Source organism: Streptomyces sp. NRRL B-24572 (genome assembly GCF_002156145.1).
In the GTDB taxonomy this organism is placed as follows: Bacteria; Actinomycetota; Actinomycetes; order Streptomycetales; family Streptomycetaceae; genus Streptomyces; species Streptomyces vietnamensis.
Genome location: NZ_MWIG01000189.1, coordinates 1 through 14384 on the forward strand (window position 1 = coordinate 1; position 14384 = coordinate 14384).

The window sequence follows — 14384 nt, forward strand, 5'->3', positions numbered from 1 at the left end:
CCCTACCTCGCCGCCGGACGGGGATCTTGCGTCCGGCGGCGAGGTAGGGCGCGAGGGCCTTGCGGAGTTTCTTTGCATTGGCAGCATTCAGGTCGATCTCGTACATCTTCCCGTCGAGGCCGAACGCAACCGTTTCAGCAGCTTCTCCGCCTTCGATGTCGTCGGAGAGAGTGACCACCACACGCTGAGCCACGGATATCGGTCCTTTCCTGCGGCCGCCGAGGCCGGGAGAGCGCTTGTGGCGCCCCTGACGTGCGACGATGCCGACCGTACGGCTGTGCCGGGACAATGCTGCTTTCTTCTGGATTCCTTTGTACAGCGGTAGGCGTCGTATGGGGAAGCCCCGCCAATTGTTTCAGCGTGTCCCGGTGCAATGCGGCCCGCAATATTTCACTCGAATTTTGGGCGGGAGTGTGCGTTCGGCGCGTGGAGGTTGTCCGTGTGACGCACACCGCTCCGAACCGGCCTTTTGTAGGATCCTTCAGATCTCTACCCGCGTAGAATTTGGAGGCAGGTACGCTGAGGGAACCGCCCACGCAACACACCACCGGGAGTGCCAGTGGCACGCGTCGTAGTCGACGTCATGCTCAAGCCGGAGATTCTCGACCCTCAGGGGCAGGCGGTGCAGCGTGCACTGCCTCGCCTGGGATTCGCCGGAATCGCCGACGTCCGTCAGGGGAAGCGCTTCGAGCTGGAGGTGGAGGGACCGGTCGACGACGCCGCCCTCGCCCGCATCCATGAGATGGCCGAAACCTTCCTTGCCAACACCGTGATCGAAGACTTCGTCGTGAAGGTGGAGTCGTGACCGCACGCATCGGCGTCGTCACGTTCCCCGGAACGCTCGACGACCAGGACGCGCTGCGTGCCGCCCGCCTCGCGGGCGCCGAGCCCGTCTCGCTCTGGCACCGCGACAAGGACCTCAAGCAGGTCGACGCCGTGGTCCTGGCCGGCGGCTTCTCCTACGGCGACTACCTGCGGGCCGGAGCCATCTCCCGCTTCTCGCCGGTGATGGAGACGATCATCGAGCAGGCGAAGGCGGGCATGCCCGTCCTCGGCATCTGCAACGGCTTCCAGATCCTCACCGAGGCCCATCTGCTGCCGGGCGCGATGCTGCGCAACAACCACCTCCACTTCATCTGCCGCGACCAGAAGCTGCGGGTGGAGAACGCGGAGACCGCCTGGACCTCGGACTACTCCGAGGGCCAGGAGATCGAGGTCCCGCTCAAGAACATGGACGGCCGGTACGTCGCCGACGAGCGCACGCTCGACGAGCTGGAGGCCGAGGGGCGGGTGGCCTTCCGCTACCTGGACGTGAACCCCAACGGCTCGCTGCGCGACATCGCGGGCATCACCAACGCCGCGGGCAACGTGGTCGGCCTCATGCCGCACCCGGAGCACGCCGTCGAGCCGCTGATCGGCACCGGCAAGACGGACGGCCTCGGTTTCTTCACCTCGATCCTCAAGAAGCTGGTCAACGCCTGATGAGCCTCGACACCGTCAAGCACGCGAGCGAGACGCCGGACAGCGAGCAGCCCTGGAAGGAGCTCGGCCTCAAGGAGGACGAGTACGCGCGCATCCGCGAGATCCTCGGCCGCCGTCCCACCGGCGCCGAGCTCGCCATGTACTCCGTCATGTGGTCCGAGCACTGCTCCTACAAGAGCAGCAAGGTCCACCTGAAGCAGTTCGGCGAGAAGACCCCCGTCAACGACGCCATGCTCGTCGGCATCGGCGAGAACGCGGGCGTCGTCGACGTCGGCCAGGGGTACGCGGTCACCTTCAAGGTCGAGTCGCACAACCACCCCTCGTACATCGAGCCCTACCAGGGCGCGGCCACCGGCGTCGGCGGCATCGTCCGCGACATCCTCGCCATGGGCGCCCGCCCGGTCGCGGTCGTCGACCCGCTGCGCTTCGGCGCGGCCGACCACCCCGACACCAAGCGCGTGCTGCCCGGTGTCGTCGCCGGCATCGGCGGCTACGGCAACTGCCTGGGCCTGCCGAACATCGGCGGCGAGGTCGTCTTCGACTCCTGCTACCAGGGCAACCCGCTGGTCAACGCCGGCTGCATCGGCGTGATGAAGCACGAGGACATCCACCTCGCCAAGGCCTCGGGCCCCGGCAACAAGGTCATCCTGTACGGCGCCCGCACGGGCGGCGACGGCATCGGCGGCGTCTCGGTCCTCGCGTCCGAGACCTTCGACGACACCAAGCCGGCCAAGCGCCCCGCCGTCCAGGTCGGCGACCCGTTCCAGGAGAAGCTCCTCATCGAGTGCACCCTGGAGATCTTCCAGGAGAAGCTCGTCGCGGGCATCCAGGACCTCGGCGGCGCCGGGCTCTCCTGCGCCACGTCCGAGCTGGCCTCCGCCGGTTCCGGCGGCATGCGGGTCGACCTGGAGAAGGTCCACCTGCGCGATGCGACGCTCTCGCCCGAGGAGATCCTCATGAGCGAGTCGCAGGAGCGCATGTGCGCGATCGTCGAGCCGCAGCACGTCGACCGCTTCCTGGAGATCTGCGAGAAGTGGGACGTCATCGCCGTCGTCATCGGTGAGGTGACCGAGGGCGAGCGCCTGGAGATCTTCTGGCACGGCGAGCAGATCGTCGACGTGCCGCCGCGTTCCGTCGCCCACGAGGGCCCGACCTACCACCGGCCGTTCGCGCGCCCGGACTGGCAGGACGCGCTCCAGGCCGACGACGCCGGCAAGCTGCCCCGGCCGCAGAACGGCGCCGAGCTGAAGGACCAGGTCCTCAAGCTCGTCTCCTCCCCGAACCAGGCCTCGAAGTCCTGGATCACGGACCAGTACGACCGGTTCGTGCAGGGCAACACGGTCCTGGCGCAGCCCGAGGACGCGGGCATGGTCCGCATCGACGAGGAGACCAACCTCGGCGTGGCCATGGCGACCGACGGCAACGGCCGGTACGCCAAGCTCGACCCGTACACGGGTGCGCAGCTCGCGCTGGCGGAGGCGTACCGCAACGTCGCCGCCTCCGGTGCGAAGCCGCTGGCGATCTCGGACTGCCTGAACTTCGGTTCGCCCGAGGACCCGGCCGTGATGTGGCAGTTCGCCGAGGCCACCCGTGGTCTCGCGGACGGCTGCTTCCAGCTGGGCACCCCGGTCACCGGTGGCAACGTCTCGCTCTACAACCAGACGGGCGAGACCGCGATCCACCCGACGCCCGTCGTGGCCGTCCTCGGTGTGATCGACGACGTCAACCGCCGCACCCCGATCGCCTTCGCGGAAGAGGGCCAGCTCCTCTACCTGCTCGGCGACACCAAGGAGGAGTTCGGCGGCTCGGCCTGGTCCGAGGTGATCCACCAGCACCTCGGCGGCATGCCGCCGGCCGTGGACCTCGACCGGGAGAAGCTGCTCGGCGAGATCCTCATCTCGGCCTCCCGCGACGGCATGATCGACGCGGCGCACGACCTGTCCGACGGCGGTCTCGTGCAGGCGGTCGTCGAGTCCTGCCTGCGCGGCGGGAACGGCGCGCGCCTGGTCGTCCCGGAGGGCCTGGACGCCTTCACGTTCCTCTTCAGCGAGTCGGCCGGCCGTGCGGTCGTCGCCGTCCCGCGCAGTGAGGAGCTCCGCTTCACCGACATGTGCGGTGCGCGGGGTCTGCCGGCGACCCGGATCGGTGTCGTCGACGGTGACGCGGTGGACGTGCAGGGCGAGTTCAGCCTCTCCCTGGAGGAGCTGCGCGCCGCGCACGAGGCGACGATTCCGGGCCTGCTGGCCTGACGTTTCCCGGTGTGAGCCCCCGTCCTTCCGGGAAGGGCGGGGGCTCCGCGCTGCCGTCAGTCGTCCAGCGACATGAAGGCGTCGGCCTCCTCGATGTCCTCGACGCATTCGTCGATGTCGGAGGCCTTCCCTCCGATGAGGGTGAAGAAGAGGCCGCCCCGCATCTCGATCCCCCGGTCGCCGTGCTCGGCGTACCACTTGTGGGTCGCGATGACATGGCCCCGCCCGTCAGGGAAGACGCCCTCGAGTTCGGTGCGCAGGGTGCCGCCGGTGTACTCGGAGAGGTCCCGGAAGTGGGCGAGGACGTTGTCGCGGCCCTTGAAGTGCCCGCCGAACCGGGTGCTGCCGGGCGAGTGGTAGGTGCAGTCGCTGGTCAACAGGGAGGCCATGGTCTCCATGTCGCCCTTGCTGAACGCTTCGTAGCCCCGGCGCACCAGGGCGGCATCGGGGTGCTCGTGATGGGTCATGGTCCCGTCGCCTGCTTTCGCTGCGATTGGCTCCGTTCCTTCCAGTCTCGGGGCTAGCCTCGGGCCATGCCACCCGCCAAGAAGCGCCCCCGCAGGTACGACTCCGCGAAGACCCGGGCCGCCGTCCTGGCCCAGTTCGGGCACGTCACCGATGCCGTACGCGGGCTCACGCCGGACCAGTCGGCCCGTCCCACGCACCTGGGGGAGTGGACGGTCGCCGATCTCGCCGGGCACGTCGCGTGGATCGCCGACTCGCTGGCCCGCGGCCTCGACCGGCCGCCCGCGGCCGAGGGGAAGCTCCTTCCGCACGACTGGCCCTTCACCACGGTCGCGCTGGCCGGGAAGATCTCCGACGCGGCGCGCGAGACGCTCACGGGGGCGCCCGTCCCCGAGCTGTACGAGCGGGCCGGCGCCCGGCTCACGGAGGCGCTGGACAGGTACGGCGACGACCACGTGCTCGACCTGTGGATCGGACCGATGCGCCTGGGGGACTTCCTCGTCACCCGTACCGTCGAACTCGTCGTCCACACCGACGACTTGAACCGGGCCGCCGGTCTCGACATCCCCTTCGACCGGCAGGCGCTCGCCGCCTGCACCCGACTGCTCGCCGACGCGCTCGCCGTGAAGGCGCCCGGCGGCGCGGTCGAGGTGCGGATCCCGCCGTTCGCGGTGGTGCAGTGCGTGGAGGGCCCCCGGCACACCCGGGGCACCCCGCCGAACGTGGTGGAGACGGACCCGCTGACCTGGATCAGGCTCGCCACGGGCCGTACGGAGTGGGCGGCGGAACTGGACGAGGCGCACGTCAGCGCGAGCGGCGAGCGGGCGGACCTGAGGGACCTGCTGCCCCTCATGGGCTAGCGGCAGGAACCGTACGGCGGCTCCTTCCGTCCCACCGACATGCCGAAGCCACGCGCACTCGCCGTCCTGGTCCCCCTCCTGCTGCTCACCGCCTGCGGTACTGAGGGAGGCGCCGGGTCCGGCGGCGCGGACACCGTCTCCCCGGACCTGCCGGTCGCCGGCACGCACTGGACGGTCGACTCCGTCACGGTCGACGGCCGCAGGTCCACCGCGCCCGACGGCGCCCGCGTCGACTTCGAGGAGGACGGCCGGGCCCAGGGGAGCGGCGGCTGCAACGCCTTCGGCGCCTCCTTCGCCGTGCAGGGGGACACCCTCACCGTCACCCGGCACGAGGTCACCACGATGGCCTGCTCCGGCGACCGGGCCGGCTTCGAGCCGGAGTTCCTGAAGGCCTTCTCCGGCCCGCTGAAGGGGACCCTCAAGGGCGAGGACCTGCGGCTGACCTCGCCCGACGGCCAGAACGTCCTGGAGCTGACCGCCGAGCCGGCCGTCCCCCTGCGCGGCACCACCTGGAAGATCGACGGGCTGGTCTCGGGCGACACGGCCTCCTCCCTGCCCGCCGGCAGCGGGGACAAGGCCCGGTTCGTCATCGGTGCTGACGGCCGGATCACCGGCAACCTCGGCTGCAACAACTTCTCCGCGACCGCCCGCCTCGACGAGAAGGCCAGGACCCTCACCGTCGAGGGCCCGGCGGCGACGACCCGGATGATCTGCACCGGCCCGCAGATGAACCTGGAGACGAGGCTGTACGAGCTCCTCGACGGCCCGCTCACCTATCGGCTGAACCACCGAACCCTGACGCTCACCGACGCCTCCCACGAGGGCCTCACGGCGGCCGCGACCGCCCGCTGAGCGGCCGCCGACTGCGGCGTCCGTCACATCGCGGGACCGCCCCGGGCCTGGTACGAGCGTCCGCTCGACGGGGCCCGGGGGTCGGAATCCCTTACCCCGCCTGCTTCGTGGGCCCCTTCAAGCGGGAATCGATCATTTGGTGCGATCGCACGAGTGCGGGCACCTCGGCATTTCGCCAATTCGGACCAGTGGTCGAGCCCGTCTACACTCGGAAACGTGCCACGCGGAGACGGTCGACTCAATCACGATCTGCTCCCCGGTGAGAAAGGCCCCCAGGACGCTTGTGGCGTCTTCGGTGTCTGGGCTCCGGGTGAAGAGGTCGCAAAGCTCACGTACTTCGGGCTCTACGCCCTCCAGCATCGGGGTCAGGAATCCGCGGGAATCGCGGTAAGCAACGGCTCCCAGATCCTCGTCTTCAAGGACATGGGACTTGTCTCCCAGGTCTTCGACGAGACTTCTCTCGGTTCCCTCCAGGGTCATATCGCGGTCGGTCACGCCCGCTACTCGACCACTGGTGCTTCTGTGTGGGAGAACGCGCAGCCGACGTTCCGGGCAACCGCCCACGGCTCGATCGCGCTCGGCCACAACGGCAACCTGGTGAACACGGCGCAGCTCGCCGAGATGGTCGCCGACCTCCCGAAGAAGGAGGGCCGCACCAACAGGGTCGCCGCCACCAACGACACCGACCTGGTCACCGCGCTCCTCGCGGGCCAGGTGGACGAGGACGGCACGCCGCTCACCATCGAGCAGGCGGCCGCGAAGGTCCTCCCCGACGTCCGGGGCGCCTTCTCCCTCGTCTTCATGGACGAGCACACGCTCTACGCGGCCCGTGACCCGCAGGGCATCCGCCCGCTGGTCCTCGGCCGTCTGGAGCGCGGCTGGGTGGTCGCCTCCGAGTCCGCCGCCCTCGACATCTGCGGCGCCAGCTTCGTCCGCGAGGTCGAGCCGGGCGAGATGATCGCGATCGACGAGAACGGCATCCGCACCTCGCGATTCGCGGAAGCGAAGCCCAAGGGCTGTGTCTTCGAGTACGTGTACCTGGCCCGTCCCGACACGGACATCGCCGGCCGGAACGTGTACCTCTCCCGCGTGGAGATGGGCCGCCGCCTCGCCAAGGAGGCGCCGGTCGAGGCCGACCTGGTGATAGCGACGCCGGAGTCCGGCACCCCGGCCGCCATCGGCTACGCCGAGGCCTCGGGCATCCCCTTCGGCGCGGGCCTGGTGAAGAACGCCTACGTCGGGCGCACCTTCATCCAGCCCTCCCAGACCATCCGCCAGCTGGGCATCCGGCTGAAGCTGAACCCCCTCAAGGAAGTCATCAAGGGGAAGAAGCTCGTGGTCGTCGACGACTCGATCGTCCGCGGCAACACCCAGCGCGCCCTGGTCCGGATGCTCCGCGAGGCCGGTGCGGCCGAGGTCCACATCCGGATCTCCTCGCCGCCGGTCAAGTGGCCCTGCTTCTTCGGCATCGACTTCGCGACCCGCGCGGAGCTGATCGCCAACGGGATGTCGGTCGACGAGATCGGCAAGTCGCTGGGCGCGGACTCGCTCTCGTACATCTCCCTGGAGGGGATGATCGAGGCGACCACGATCCAGAAGCCGAACCTCTGCCGTGCCTGCTTCGACGGCGAGTACCCGATGGAGCTCCCGGACCCCGAGCTGCTCGGCAAGCAGCTCCTGGAGACCGAGCTGGCCGCAGGACCGGCCGCCACCGCGGCCTCCGACGCCCTCCGTCGCCCGTAAGACCCCCGCTGCCCGCGCCGCGACCCGCGGCGCGGGCGGTACGAGCAGTACGACGACACGAAAGCTCTGAACCCATGTCTCAGACCACCGGTGCCAGCTACGCGTCCGCGGGCGTCGACATCGAAGCGGGCGACCGCGCCGTCGAGCTCATGAAGGAGTGGGTGAAGAAGACGCAGCGCCCCGAGGTCCTCGGCGGCCTCGGCGGTTTCGCCGGCCTCTTCGACGCCTCCGCCCTCAAGCGCTACGAGCGTCCGCTGCTCGCCTCGGCGACCGACGGCGTCGGCACGAAGGTCGACATCGCCCGCCAGATGGGCGTGTACGACACGATCGGCCACGACCTGGTCGCGATGGTCATGGACGACATCGTCGTCTGCGGCGCCGAGCCGCTCTTCATGACCGACTACATCTGCGTCGGCAAGGTCCACCCCGAGCGGGTCGCCGCCATCGTCAAGGGCATCGCCGAGGGCTGCGTCCTCGCCGGCTGCGCTCTGGTCGGCGGCGAGACGGCGGAGCACCCGGGCCTCCTCGGCCCGGACGACTTCGACGTCGCCGGCGCGGGCACGGGCGTCGTGGAGTACGACCGGCTGCTCGGCGCCGACCGCATCCGTACGGGGGACGCGGTCATCGCCATGGCCTCCTCGGGCCTTCACTCCAACGGGTACTCGCTCGTCCGGCACGTGGTCTTCGACCGTGCCGGCATGACCCTCGACCAGCAGGTCGAGGAGCTCGGCCGGACGCTCGGCGAGGAGCTCCTGGAGCCCACGAAGATCTACTCGCTCGACTGCCTGGCCCTCACCCGGACCACGGACGTCCACGCCTTCAGCCACATCACGGGCGGCGGCCTCGCCGCCAACCTGGCCCGGGTGATCCCGGACGGGCTGCACGCCACGGTCGACCGTTCGACCTGGACGCCGGGCGCGATCTTCGACCTGGTCGGCAAGGCCGGTCAGGTGGAGCGCCTGGAGCTGGAGAAGACCCTGAACATGGGCGTCGGCATGATGGCCGTCGTGCCGGCCGAGTCCGTGGACGTGGCCCTGGCGACCCTGGAGGACCGCGGGGTCGAGGCCTGGGTCGCGGGCGAGATCACCGAGCGCGGGGCGCACACGAGCGGCGCCGAGCTGGTGGGCGACTACGCGAAGTAATAGTCACGAGAAGTGCGAGGCGGGGCGCTCCTGAGGGGCGCCCCGTCGGCGTATCCGCGCGCCCAGGGGCTCCTGTGCGCGGACAGCACAGAAACCCGGCCGGGTGACCCCGGTCCGGGTTTCGGTGATTCAGAAGGTCAAGCGCGACGCGGGGACGCAGAGGGACCGGACTCGTCGTCCTCGTCCTCGTCGTCCGTGTTGTAGAGATCCGCGTACTGGGCGTACGGGTCGTCTTCCTCGTCGTCGTCTTCGAACGGCTCGCCATTCGGCGGCTGGCTCGAAGTCGAAGCGCCCAGCTCATTGGCCAGACGCGTCAGGTCTGTCCCGCCGCTGCTGTACTTCAGCTGGCGGGCGACCTTGGTCTGCTTGGCCTTTGCCCGGCCGCGCCCCATGGCTCGACCCCCTCGGTGACGGGGCTCGTCGGCCCCAGAGTCTTGACACGCGTTCATGATTCGGAACGGACTCTCGGTAGAGAGACCGGTCCGTAGGGCTTCAACGGTACCTGTTTCCGCGGGTCTACGGTACGCCGCGCGCATCACATACCCCGGTACAGAACCTTCGAGGTGCCCTTTCCTCGCTGGTCAATCGCGATTTTAACCTCTTCTTGAGGGCCGACCCGCCGATGGGCGTGAGCGAAGTCTCTCCGTGGACCTCGCTCGGTCGCCCCGGCGGCGGGCCGGACCCCTGCGCGGATCAGCCGCGGCGGGCGTCCGCCATGCGCTGCTCGGCGATCCGGTCGGCCGCGGCGGCCGGCGGAATGCCGTCGGACTTCGCACGTGCGAAGATCTCCAGGGTGGTGTCGAAGATCTTCGTCGCCTTGGCCTTGCAGCGGTCGAAGTCGAAGCCGTGCAGCTCGTCGGCGACCTGGATCACGCCACCGGCGTTGACCACGTAGTCGGGCGCGTAGAGGATGCCGCGCGCCTCCAGGTCCTTCTCGACGCCCGGGTGCGCCAGCTGGTTGTTGGCCGCGCCGCAGACGATCTTCGCGGTGAGGACCGGGACGGTCTCGTCGTTGAGGGCGCCGCCCAGCGCGCAGGGGGCGTAGACGTCGAGGCCCTCGACGCGGATCAGGGCGTCGGTGTCGGCGACGACGGTGACCTGCGGGTGCTTGTCGGTGATCCGGCGCACCGACTCCTCGCGCACATCGGTGATCACGACCTCGGCGCCGTCCTCCAGGAGGTGCTCGACGAGGTAGTGGCCGACCTTGCCGACGCCCGCGACGCCGACCTTGCGGCCGCGCAGCGTCGGGTCGCCCCACAGGGTCTGCGCGGCGGCGCGCATGCCCTGGAAGACGCCGAAGGCGGTGAGGACGGAGGAGTCGCCGGCGCCGCCGTTCTCGGGGGAGCGACCGGTGGTCCACTGGTTGGTGCGGGCGACGACGTCCATGTCGGCGACGTAGGTGCCGACGTCGCAGGCCGTGACGTACCGGCCGCCGAGGGAGGCCACGAAGCGGCCGTAGGCGAGGAGGAGCTCCTCGCTCTTGATCTTCTCCGGGTCACCGATGATGACGGCCTTGCCGCCGCCCAGGTCGAGTCCGGCCATGGCGTTCTTGTACGACATGCCGCGCGACAGGTTGAGCGCGTCGGCGATCGCCTCGGCCTCGGTGGCGTACGGGTAGAAGCGGGTGCCGCCGAGGGCCGGGCCCAGGGCGGTGTTGTGGATGGCGATGACGGCCTTGAGGCCGGTGGCGCGGTCCTGGCAGAGCACGACTTGCTCGTGGCCACCCTGCTCCGAGTGGAACAGGGTGCTCAGGACGTCAGCAGGAACGCCGGTCACATCGGTCACGGTGGTGACTCCCAAGTACGAAGCGGCGGTTTGCGGCCCTCTCTACGGGTGGGGGAGGACCGGTTCGGCAAGAGGGTAAGTCCTACCTGGGCGTAGATCGGTCGCAGTGCTGAGGATCACCCCCTCGCGGAGTACCTCCGTGGAAGGATTTGCGACATGTCGGTCGCTCCCACGGTCCCCGTTCCCTACGCGTCCTATCTGCGGGTGTACGAGCCGCTGGCCGCGTTCCCCGAGCCGGAGCGGTCCCACTGGGCCCGGTACGCCCGCCGGCCGCGCACCCCGGGGGCGCAGGAGGAGCTGCGGCGCTCGCTCGCGGACCTGCTGCCGATGCCCCCGGTGCCGGTGCCGGTCCACGAGAGCGGGGAGGCCTTCGTCGCGCACCTGGACGGGGTGGTGGTGATCTGCCCGTGGCGGACCCGGCTGCGGGGCTGGCTGGCCATGGAGGAGCTGGCGGCCGGTCCGTACCCGGCGCCGGTGCTCGACGCGATGCTGCCGCCGGTGGTGCGCCAACAGGTGGCCGGCGACTACGAGCGGTGGCTGCTGCGGAACCCGGACGCCCGGCCGTGGATCCGTACCGGGGTGTGGCAGGTGCCGCTGCGCTGGTTCGCGCTCTTCGGGGACGAGGACAGGGAGTACGAGCCGGGGGACCGTGCGGCGGGCCGGGCGCCGGTGCTCCGCTACCGGACGACGATGGCGCAGGCGCGGCGGCGGCTCGCGCGGGCACTGAAGGCGCTGCGGGAGTCGATCGACGACGGTCCGATGACGGAGGGTCTGATCGAGGTGGGGCGCTGGCTGGAGGAGTTCCACCCGCGGGCGCTCGTGGAGTTGGACTTCGGGGGCCTCGTGCACGCGCTGCCGGCCCGGTGGCTGGCGGAGGACCGCTCGGCGGCCCGACTGGCGGAGGGGATCGCCGCGCTGAAGGCCGGGGACGGCGAGGCGGCGAGCGAGGTGTACGGACGTCTCGCGGAACGCTGGCGGGCGGTCAGGGACCTGCGGTTCGCGAACTGACATCAGTCGGACAGATTCGTCAGGTCGGTATCGACAAGACATGTCAGGCGGGTGTAAATGATCTTCAGGCGACCGGGTGACACCGTGCAGGGACGTTGGTCCCGATCCGGGCCTTTGGCTCAAGCGTGACGGACAGCACGTAACGCACCCTTGCGTCGATCGCCCACCCTCGTGCCAAAATAGGACAAGGAGTCCGGGGAGGGTTCCTTCCGCCCAAGTTCGGGCGGAACGCTCAGCATTGCACTCTATGGGGGGTCTGAGGACTCCTGATCGCTCTGTGACTGATCGTCACAGCGGTGTGACTGTCCGTTATGGCATGGTCAGTCGACTTCCGCCGCTGATGAACACCTGCGAGGGCAATTCCATCGGTTTGGCCGACGCGGCTGGACGGATGGTGTAGTTGTAGTGCCGAGGACAAGCCGTTCGTCCTATAACCGACTCGACCCGCTTCTGCCATTTCGGGCAAGGCGGGTCAAGGTGCAGAATTTAGAGGAAAGAACCGAGATTGGTTCGGTTCTCCCGAGGAGGCCGCTCATGACCGCTCGCACCCCTGATGCCGAGCCGCTGCTGACCCCTGCCGAGGTTGCCACGATGTTCCGCGTGGACCCGAAGACGGTGACCCGTTGGGCAAAGGCGGGCAAGCTCACGTCCATCCGCACCCTGGGTGGGCACCGCCGGTACCGCGAGGCCGAGGTTCGCGCTCTGCTGGCGGGCATTCCGCAGCAGCGCAGCGAGGCCTGAGGTCGCGCAGAACCCTGCAGAACCCTGCAACACCCCGTAACACCGGGCCCGTCCGGATCCCCCAATCCGGTCGCCCACCCCTAGTACTGCCGACGGACTCCTGCCCCAACAGGTCTTCGTCAACGATCGCGCTGGACTCCGCCGGGTCCAGCGCGATCTTTTTTGTGCCCGGCGCCACACTCTCTCCGGAGTGGTGCAATTGCACATATTAAATCGGGGCGGTGTAGGGAGGGTGTAAGTGTGGTCGTTCCTGAAACGGTTTCAGTGACACCCGTCACATCGGCGAAGTCTTGCCAAGGAACAGCCTCCCACTTCGCGGAGCGCCCCCAACCCGCCGTTGGTCATGGGTCGGTGGGACTTTCGTCCTCACTGCTCTCCGCGCTCTCCGTCGCCGCCTCCGCGGCCTCCGCCTCCGTCGGCCCTTCCGGCTCGGGGAGCTCCATGGCGAGCCGCAGGAGGCGATGGCAGACCGCGCACTGGCGGGTGAGGTGTCCGTACCGCGACGCGGCCGCCAGATGGGCGCGCAGCAGTGCTCGTGTGTCATGCCGTGCTGCGGACGCCGCGGCCATGCGCGACCACCTCCGGTGTGGGCCCCCGATTCCCTGAAGTCCGGGGTACCGGCGGGCGCGCGGCCCCGTCAAGACACGGGAACACAACGAAGGCCCGCATCTCGCGATGCGGGCCTTCGTGAAAAGCGACTCTGACGGGACTTGAACCCGCGACCTCCACCTTGACAGGGTGGCGAGCTAACCAACTGCTCCACAGAGCCTTGCTTGCAGCCCCTCGTAAGCGGCTGCGAACAAGACTGTACAGCAGGTCAGGGGGTCTGGTCGAACTCGCGATGGGCGAGGTCCCGCTTACGGATCTCTACGGGGCCGCCGCGTCGATCGCCTTCACGATCCGCTTGTCCGAGATCGGGTACGCCGTGCCCAGCGCGTGCGCGAAGTAGCTCACCCGCAGCTCCTCGATCATCCAGCGGATGTCGGTGACCTCGGACGGCACCGGACGCCCCTTCGGGAGCTGCTCCAGGAGCCAGGCGTACTCGTCCTGCATCTCCTGGACCTTCTCCATCCGGGTGGTGTCCCGCTGGACCCCGGTCGGCATCTGCTGGAGCCGCCGGTCCACCGCCACCAGGTAGCGCATCAGGTCCGGGAGCCGCTTCAGGCCCGTACGGGTGACGAAGCCGGCCGGCATCAGCCAGGCGAGCTGCGCCTTCACGTCGGTCAGGTTGTTGATCAGGGCCAGGCTGTTCGTCGACTTCAGCCGGCGCTCGCACGCCTGCCAGGCCGCCAGGATCTGCTGGACCTGGCCCACCGTCCGCACCGTCGTGTCGACGAGGTCCGCGCGGACCTTGTCGTACAGCTTCCGGAAGGACTCCTCGTCCCAGGCCGGGCCGCCGTGGTCCGCGATCAGCTTGTCGGCCGCGGCGGTGGCACAGTCGTCGAAGAGGGCCTGGATCGAGCCGTGCGGGTTCGACGACAGGGCCAGCTTCTGCTGGTTGGTCAGCTTGTCCGAGGCGAACTTCGCCGGGTTCACCGGGATGTTCAGCATGATCAGCTTCCGGGTACCCCGCCACATCGCCTGCGCCTGCTCGGCCTCCGAGTCGAAGAGCCGCACGGCCACGCTGTCGCCCTCGTCGACCAGCGCCGGGTACGCCTTGACCGGCTGCCCACCGCGCTTGGTCTCGAAGACCTTCGTGAGCGTCCCGATCGTCCAGTCCTTGAGGCCCGTGCGCTCCAGGGAGGGCCCGGAGCCGTCCGGGCCGCCCGTGGCCGCCGCGGCGGCCTTGGAGAGCGCCTGACGGGCCTTGGGGCGCAGCTTCAGGCGCAGCGTCTCCAGGTCCTTGTCCTCGGCCAGCTTCCGGCGCCGCTCGTCGACGATCCGGAAGGTCACCTTGAGGTGCTCGGGGACCTTCGCCCAGTCGAAGTCCTCCGCCGTCACCGGGACGCCGACCATCCGCTGGAGCTCCCGGGCGAGCGCGCCCGTCAGCGGCTCCTGGACGGGGACCACGGAGTCCAGGAAGCGGGTCGCGAAGTTCGGCGCCGGGACGTAGTGGC

Annotated in this window: 15 protein-coding genes and 1 tRNA gene; 9 read left to right on the forward strand and 7 right to left on the reverse strand. The window is 69.5% G+C overall.

What is annotated here, in order from left to right; genetic code table 11:
* Positions 1–193: Lsr2 family protein (locus tag CCN56_RS12270; RefSeq protein WP_143664504.1), on the reverse strand; the 193-nt coding region annotated here is incomplete at its 3' end.
* Positions 194–559: 366 nt separating this feature from the next.
* On the opposite strand from CCN56_RS12270, the gene purS reads away from it, so the two are divergent.
* The 3 genes from purS to purL are packed head-to-tail and all read left to right on the forward strand — an operon-like array spanning position 560 to position 3731.
* Positions 560–805, forward strand: coding sequence for a phosphoribosylformylglycinamidine synthase subunit PurS (gene purS, locus CCN56_RS12275; RefSeq protein WP_015035032.1), 246 nt, complete (start codon positions 560–562; stop codon positions 803–805).
* The gene (purQ, locus tag CCN56_RS12280; RefSeq protein WP_086826410.1) at positions 802–1482 is read left to right on the forward strand and encodes a phosphoribosylformylglycinamidine synthase subunit PurQ; all 681 of its coding nucleotides are present in this window, start codon (positions 802–804) and stop codon (positions 1480–1482) included. Before purS ends, purQ begins: the two co-directional genes overlap by 4 nt.
* Entirely contained in the window at positions 1482–3731 is a 2250-nt protein-coding gene (gene purL / locus CCN56_RS12285) for a phosphoribosylformylglycinamidine synthase subunit PurL (RefSeq protein WP_086826412.1), read from the forward strand. The genes purQ and purL overlap by 1 nt, the downstream gene beginning before the upstream one ends.
* 56 nt (positions 3732–3787) lie before the next feature.
* Here the strand turns inward: purL and CCN56_RS12290 are convergent, their stop codons facing one another.
* The gene (locus CCN56_RS12290) at positions 3788–4198 is read right to left on the reverse strand and encodes a nuclear transport factor 2 family protein (protein ID WP_086826414.1); all 411 of its coding nucleotides are present in this window, start codon (positions 4196–4198) and stop codon (positions 3788–3790) included.
* A gap of 66 nt (positions 4199–4264) precedes the next feature.
* Here CCN56_RS12290 and CCN56_RS12295 point away from each other — a divergent pair, with 66 nt between their 5' ends.
* The 4 genes from CCN56_RS12295 (at position 4265) to purM (ending at position 8793) form a co-directional block, all read left to right on the forward strand.
* Entirely contained in the window at positions 4265–5056 is a 792-nt protein-coding gene (locus tag CCN56_RS12295; protein WP_086826416.1) for a maleylpyruvate isomerase family mycothiol-dependent enzyme, read from the forward strand.
* A gap of 39 nt (positions 5057–5095) precedes the next feature.
* Complete coding sequence (locus tag CCN56_RS12300) at positions 5096–5908, forward strand: META domain-containing protein (protein ID WP_086826418.1); 813 nt, start codon at positions 5096–5098, stop codon at positions 5906–5908.
* 216 nt (positions 5909–6124) lie between these two features.
* A complete protein-coding gene (gene purF / locus CCN56_RS12305; protein ID WP_086826420.1) occupies positions 6125–7651 on the forward strand; it encodes an amidophosphoribosyltransferase in 1527 nt (508 codons plus the stop codon).
* A 74-nt stretch (positions 7652–7725) separates the two neighbouring features.
* Entirely contained in the window at positions 7726–8793 is a 1068-nt protein-coding gene (gene purM, locus CCN56_RS12310; RefSeq protein WP_086826421.1) for a phosphoribosylformylglycinamidine cyclo-ligase, read from the forward strand.
* Positions 8794–8930: 137 nt separating this feature from the next.
* Here the strand turns inward: purM and CCN56_RS12315 are convergent, their stop codons facing one another.
* Positions 8931–9185 (reverse strand): DUF3073 domain-containing protein, encoded by a 255-nt coding sequence (locus CCN56_RS12315; protein ID WP_041130340.1) that lies wholly within the window; start codon positions 9183–9185, stop codon positions 8931–8933.
* A 301-nt stretch (positions 9186–9486) separates the two neighbouring features.
* Positions 9487–10578, reverse strand: coding sequence for a Glu/Leu/Phe/Val dehydrogenase (locus tag CCN56_RS12320; RefSeq protein WP_179199817.1), 1092 nt, complete (start codon positions 10576–10578; stop codon positions 9487–9489).
* 156 nt (positions 10579–10734) lie between these two features.
* On the opposite strand from CCN56_RS12320, the gene CCN56_RS12325 reads away from it, so the two are divergent.
* Both CCN56_RS12325 and bldC read left to right on the forward strand, forming a co-directional pair.
* A complete protein-coding gene (locus tag CCN56_RS12325; RefSeq protein WP_086826424.1) occupies positions 10735–11586 on the forward strand; it encodes a hypothetical protein in 852 nt (283 codons plus the stop codon).
* A 534-nt stretch (positions 11587–12120) separates the two neighbouring features.
* Positions 12121–12327, forward strand: coding sequence for a developmental transcriptional regulator BldC (gene bldC / locus CCN56_RS12330; RefSeq protein ID WP_003949541.1), 207 nt, complete (start codon positions 12121–12123; stop codon positions 12325–12327).
* Positions 12328–12668: 341 nt separating this feature from the next.
* Here bldC and CCN56_RS12335 read toward each other — a convergent pair whose 3' ends face one another.
* The 3 genes from CCN56_RS12335 to CCN56_RS12345 form a co-directional block, all read right to left on the reverse strand.
* Positions 12669–12896, reverse strand: a complete 228-nt coding sequence (locus CCN56_RS12335) for a DUF6274 family protein (protein ID WP_086826426.1) — start codon at positions 12894–12896, stop codon at positions 12669–12671.
* 126 nt (positions 12897–13022) lie between these two features.
* Positions 13023–13096: transfer RNA gene (locus CCN56_RS12340), tRNA-Asp, on the reverse strand.
* Positions 13097–13194: 98 nt separating this feature from the next.
* A partial coding sequence (locus CCN56_RS12345; RefSeq protein ID WP_143664505.1) for a DUF3418 domain-containing protein occupies positions 13195–14384 on the reverse strand: 1190 nt, incomplete at its 5' end.

Coding starts and splice junctions, on each gene's coding strand:
- purL (WP_086826412.1), top strand. CDS start 1,482: ATGAGCCTCGACACCGTCAAGCACGCGAGCGAGACGCCGGACAGCGAG.
- CCN56_RS12290 (WP_086826414.1), bottom strand. CDS start 4,198: ATGACCCATCACGAGCACCCCGATGCCGCCCTGGTGCGCCGGGGCTAC.
- CCN56_RS12295 (WP_086826416.1), top strand. CDS start 4,265: ATGCCACCCGCCAAGAAGCGCCCCCGCAGGTACGACTCCGCGAAGACC.
- CCN56_RS12300 (WP_086826418.1), top strand. CDS start 5,096: ATGCCGAAGCCACGCGCACTCGCCGTCCTGGTCCCCCTCCTGCTGCTC.
- purM (WP_086826421.1), top strand. CDS start 7,726: ATGTCTCAGACCACCGGTGCCAGCTACGCGTCCGCGGGCGTCGACATC.
- CCN56_RS12315 (WP_041130340.1), bottom strand. CDS start 9,185: ATGGGGCGCGGCCGGGCAAAGGCCAAGCAGACCAAGGTCGCCCGCCAG.
- CCN56_RS12325 (WP_086826424.1), top strand. CDS start 10,735: ATGTCGGTCGCTCCCACGGTCCCCGTTCCCTACGCGTCCTATCTGCGG.
- bldC (WP_003949541.1), top strand. CDS start 12,121: ATGACCGCTCGCACCCCTGATGCCGAGCCGCTGCTGACCCCTGCCGAG.
- CCN56_RS12335 (WP_086826426.1), bottom strand. CDS start 12,896: ATGGCCGCGGCGTCCGCAGCACGGCATGACACACGAGCACTGCTGCGC.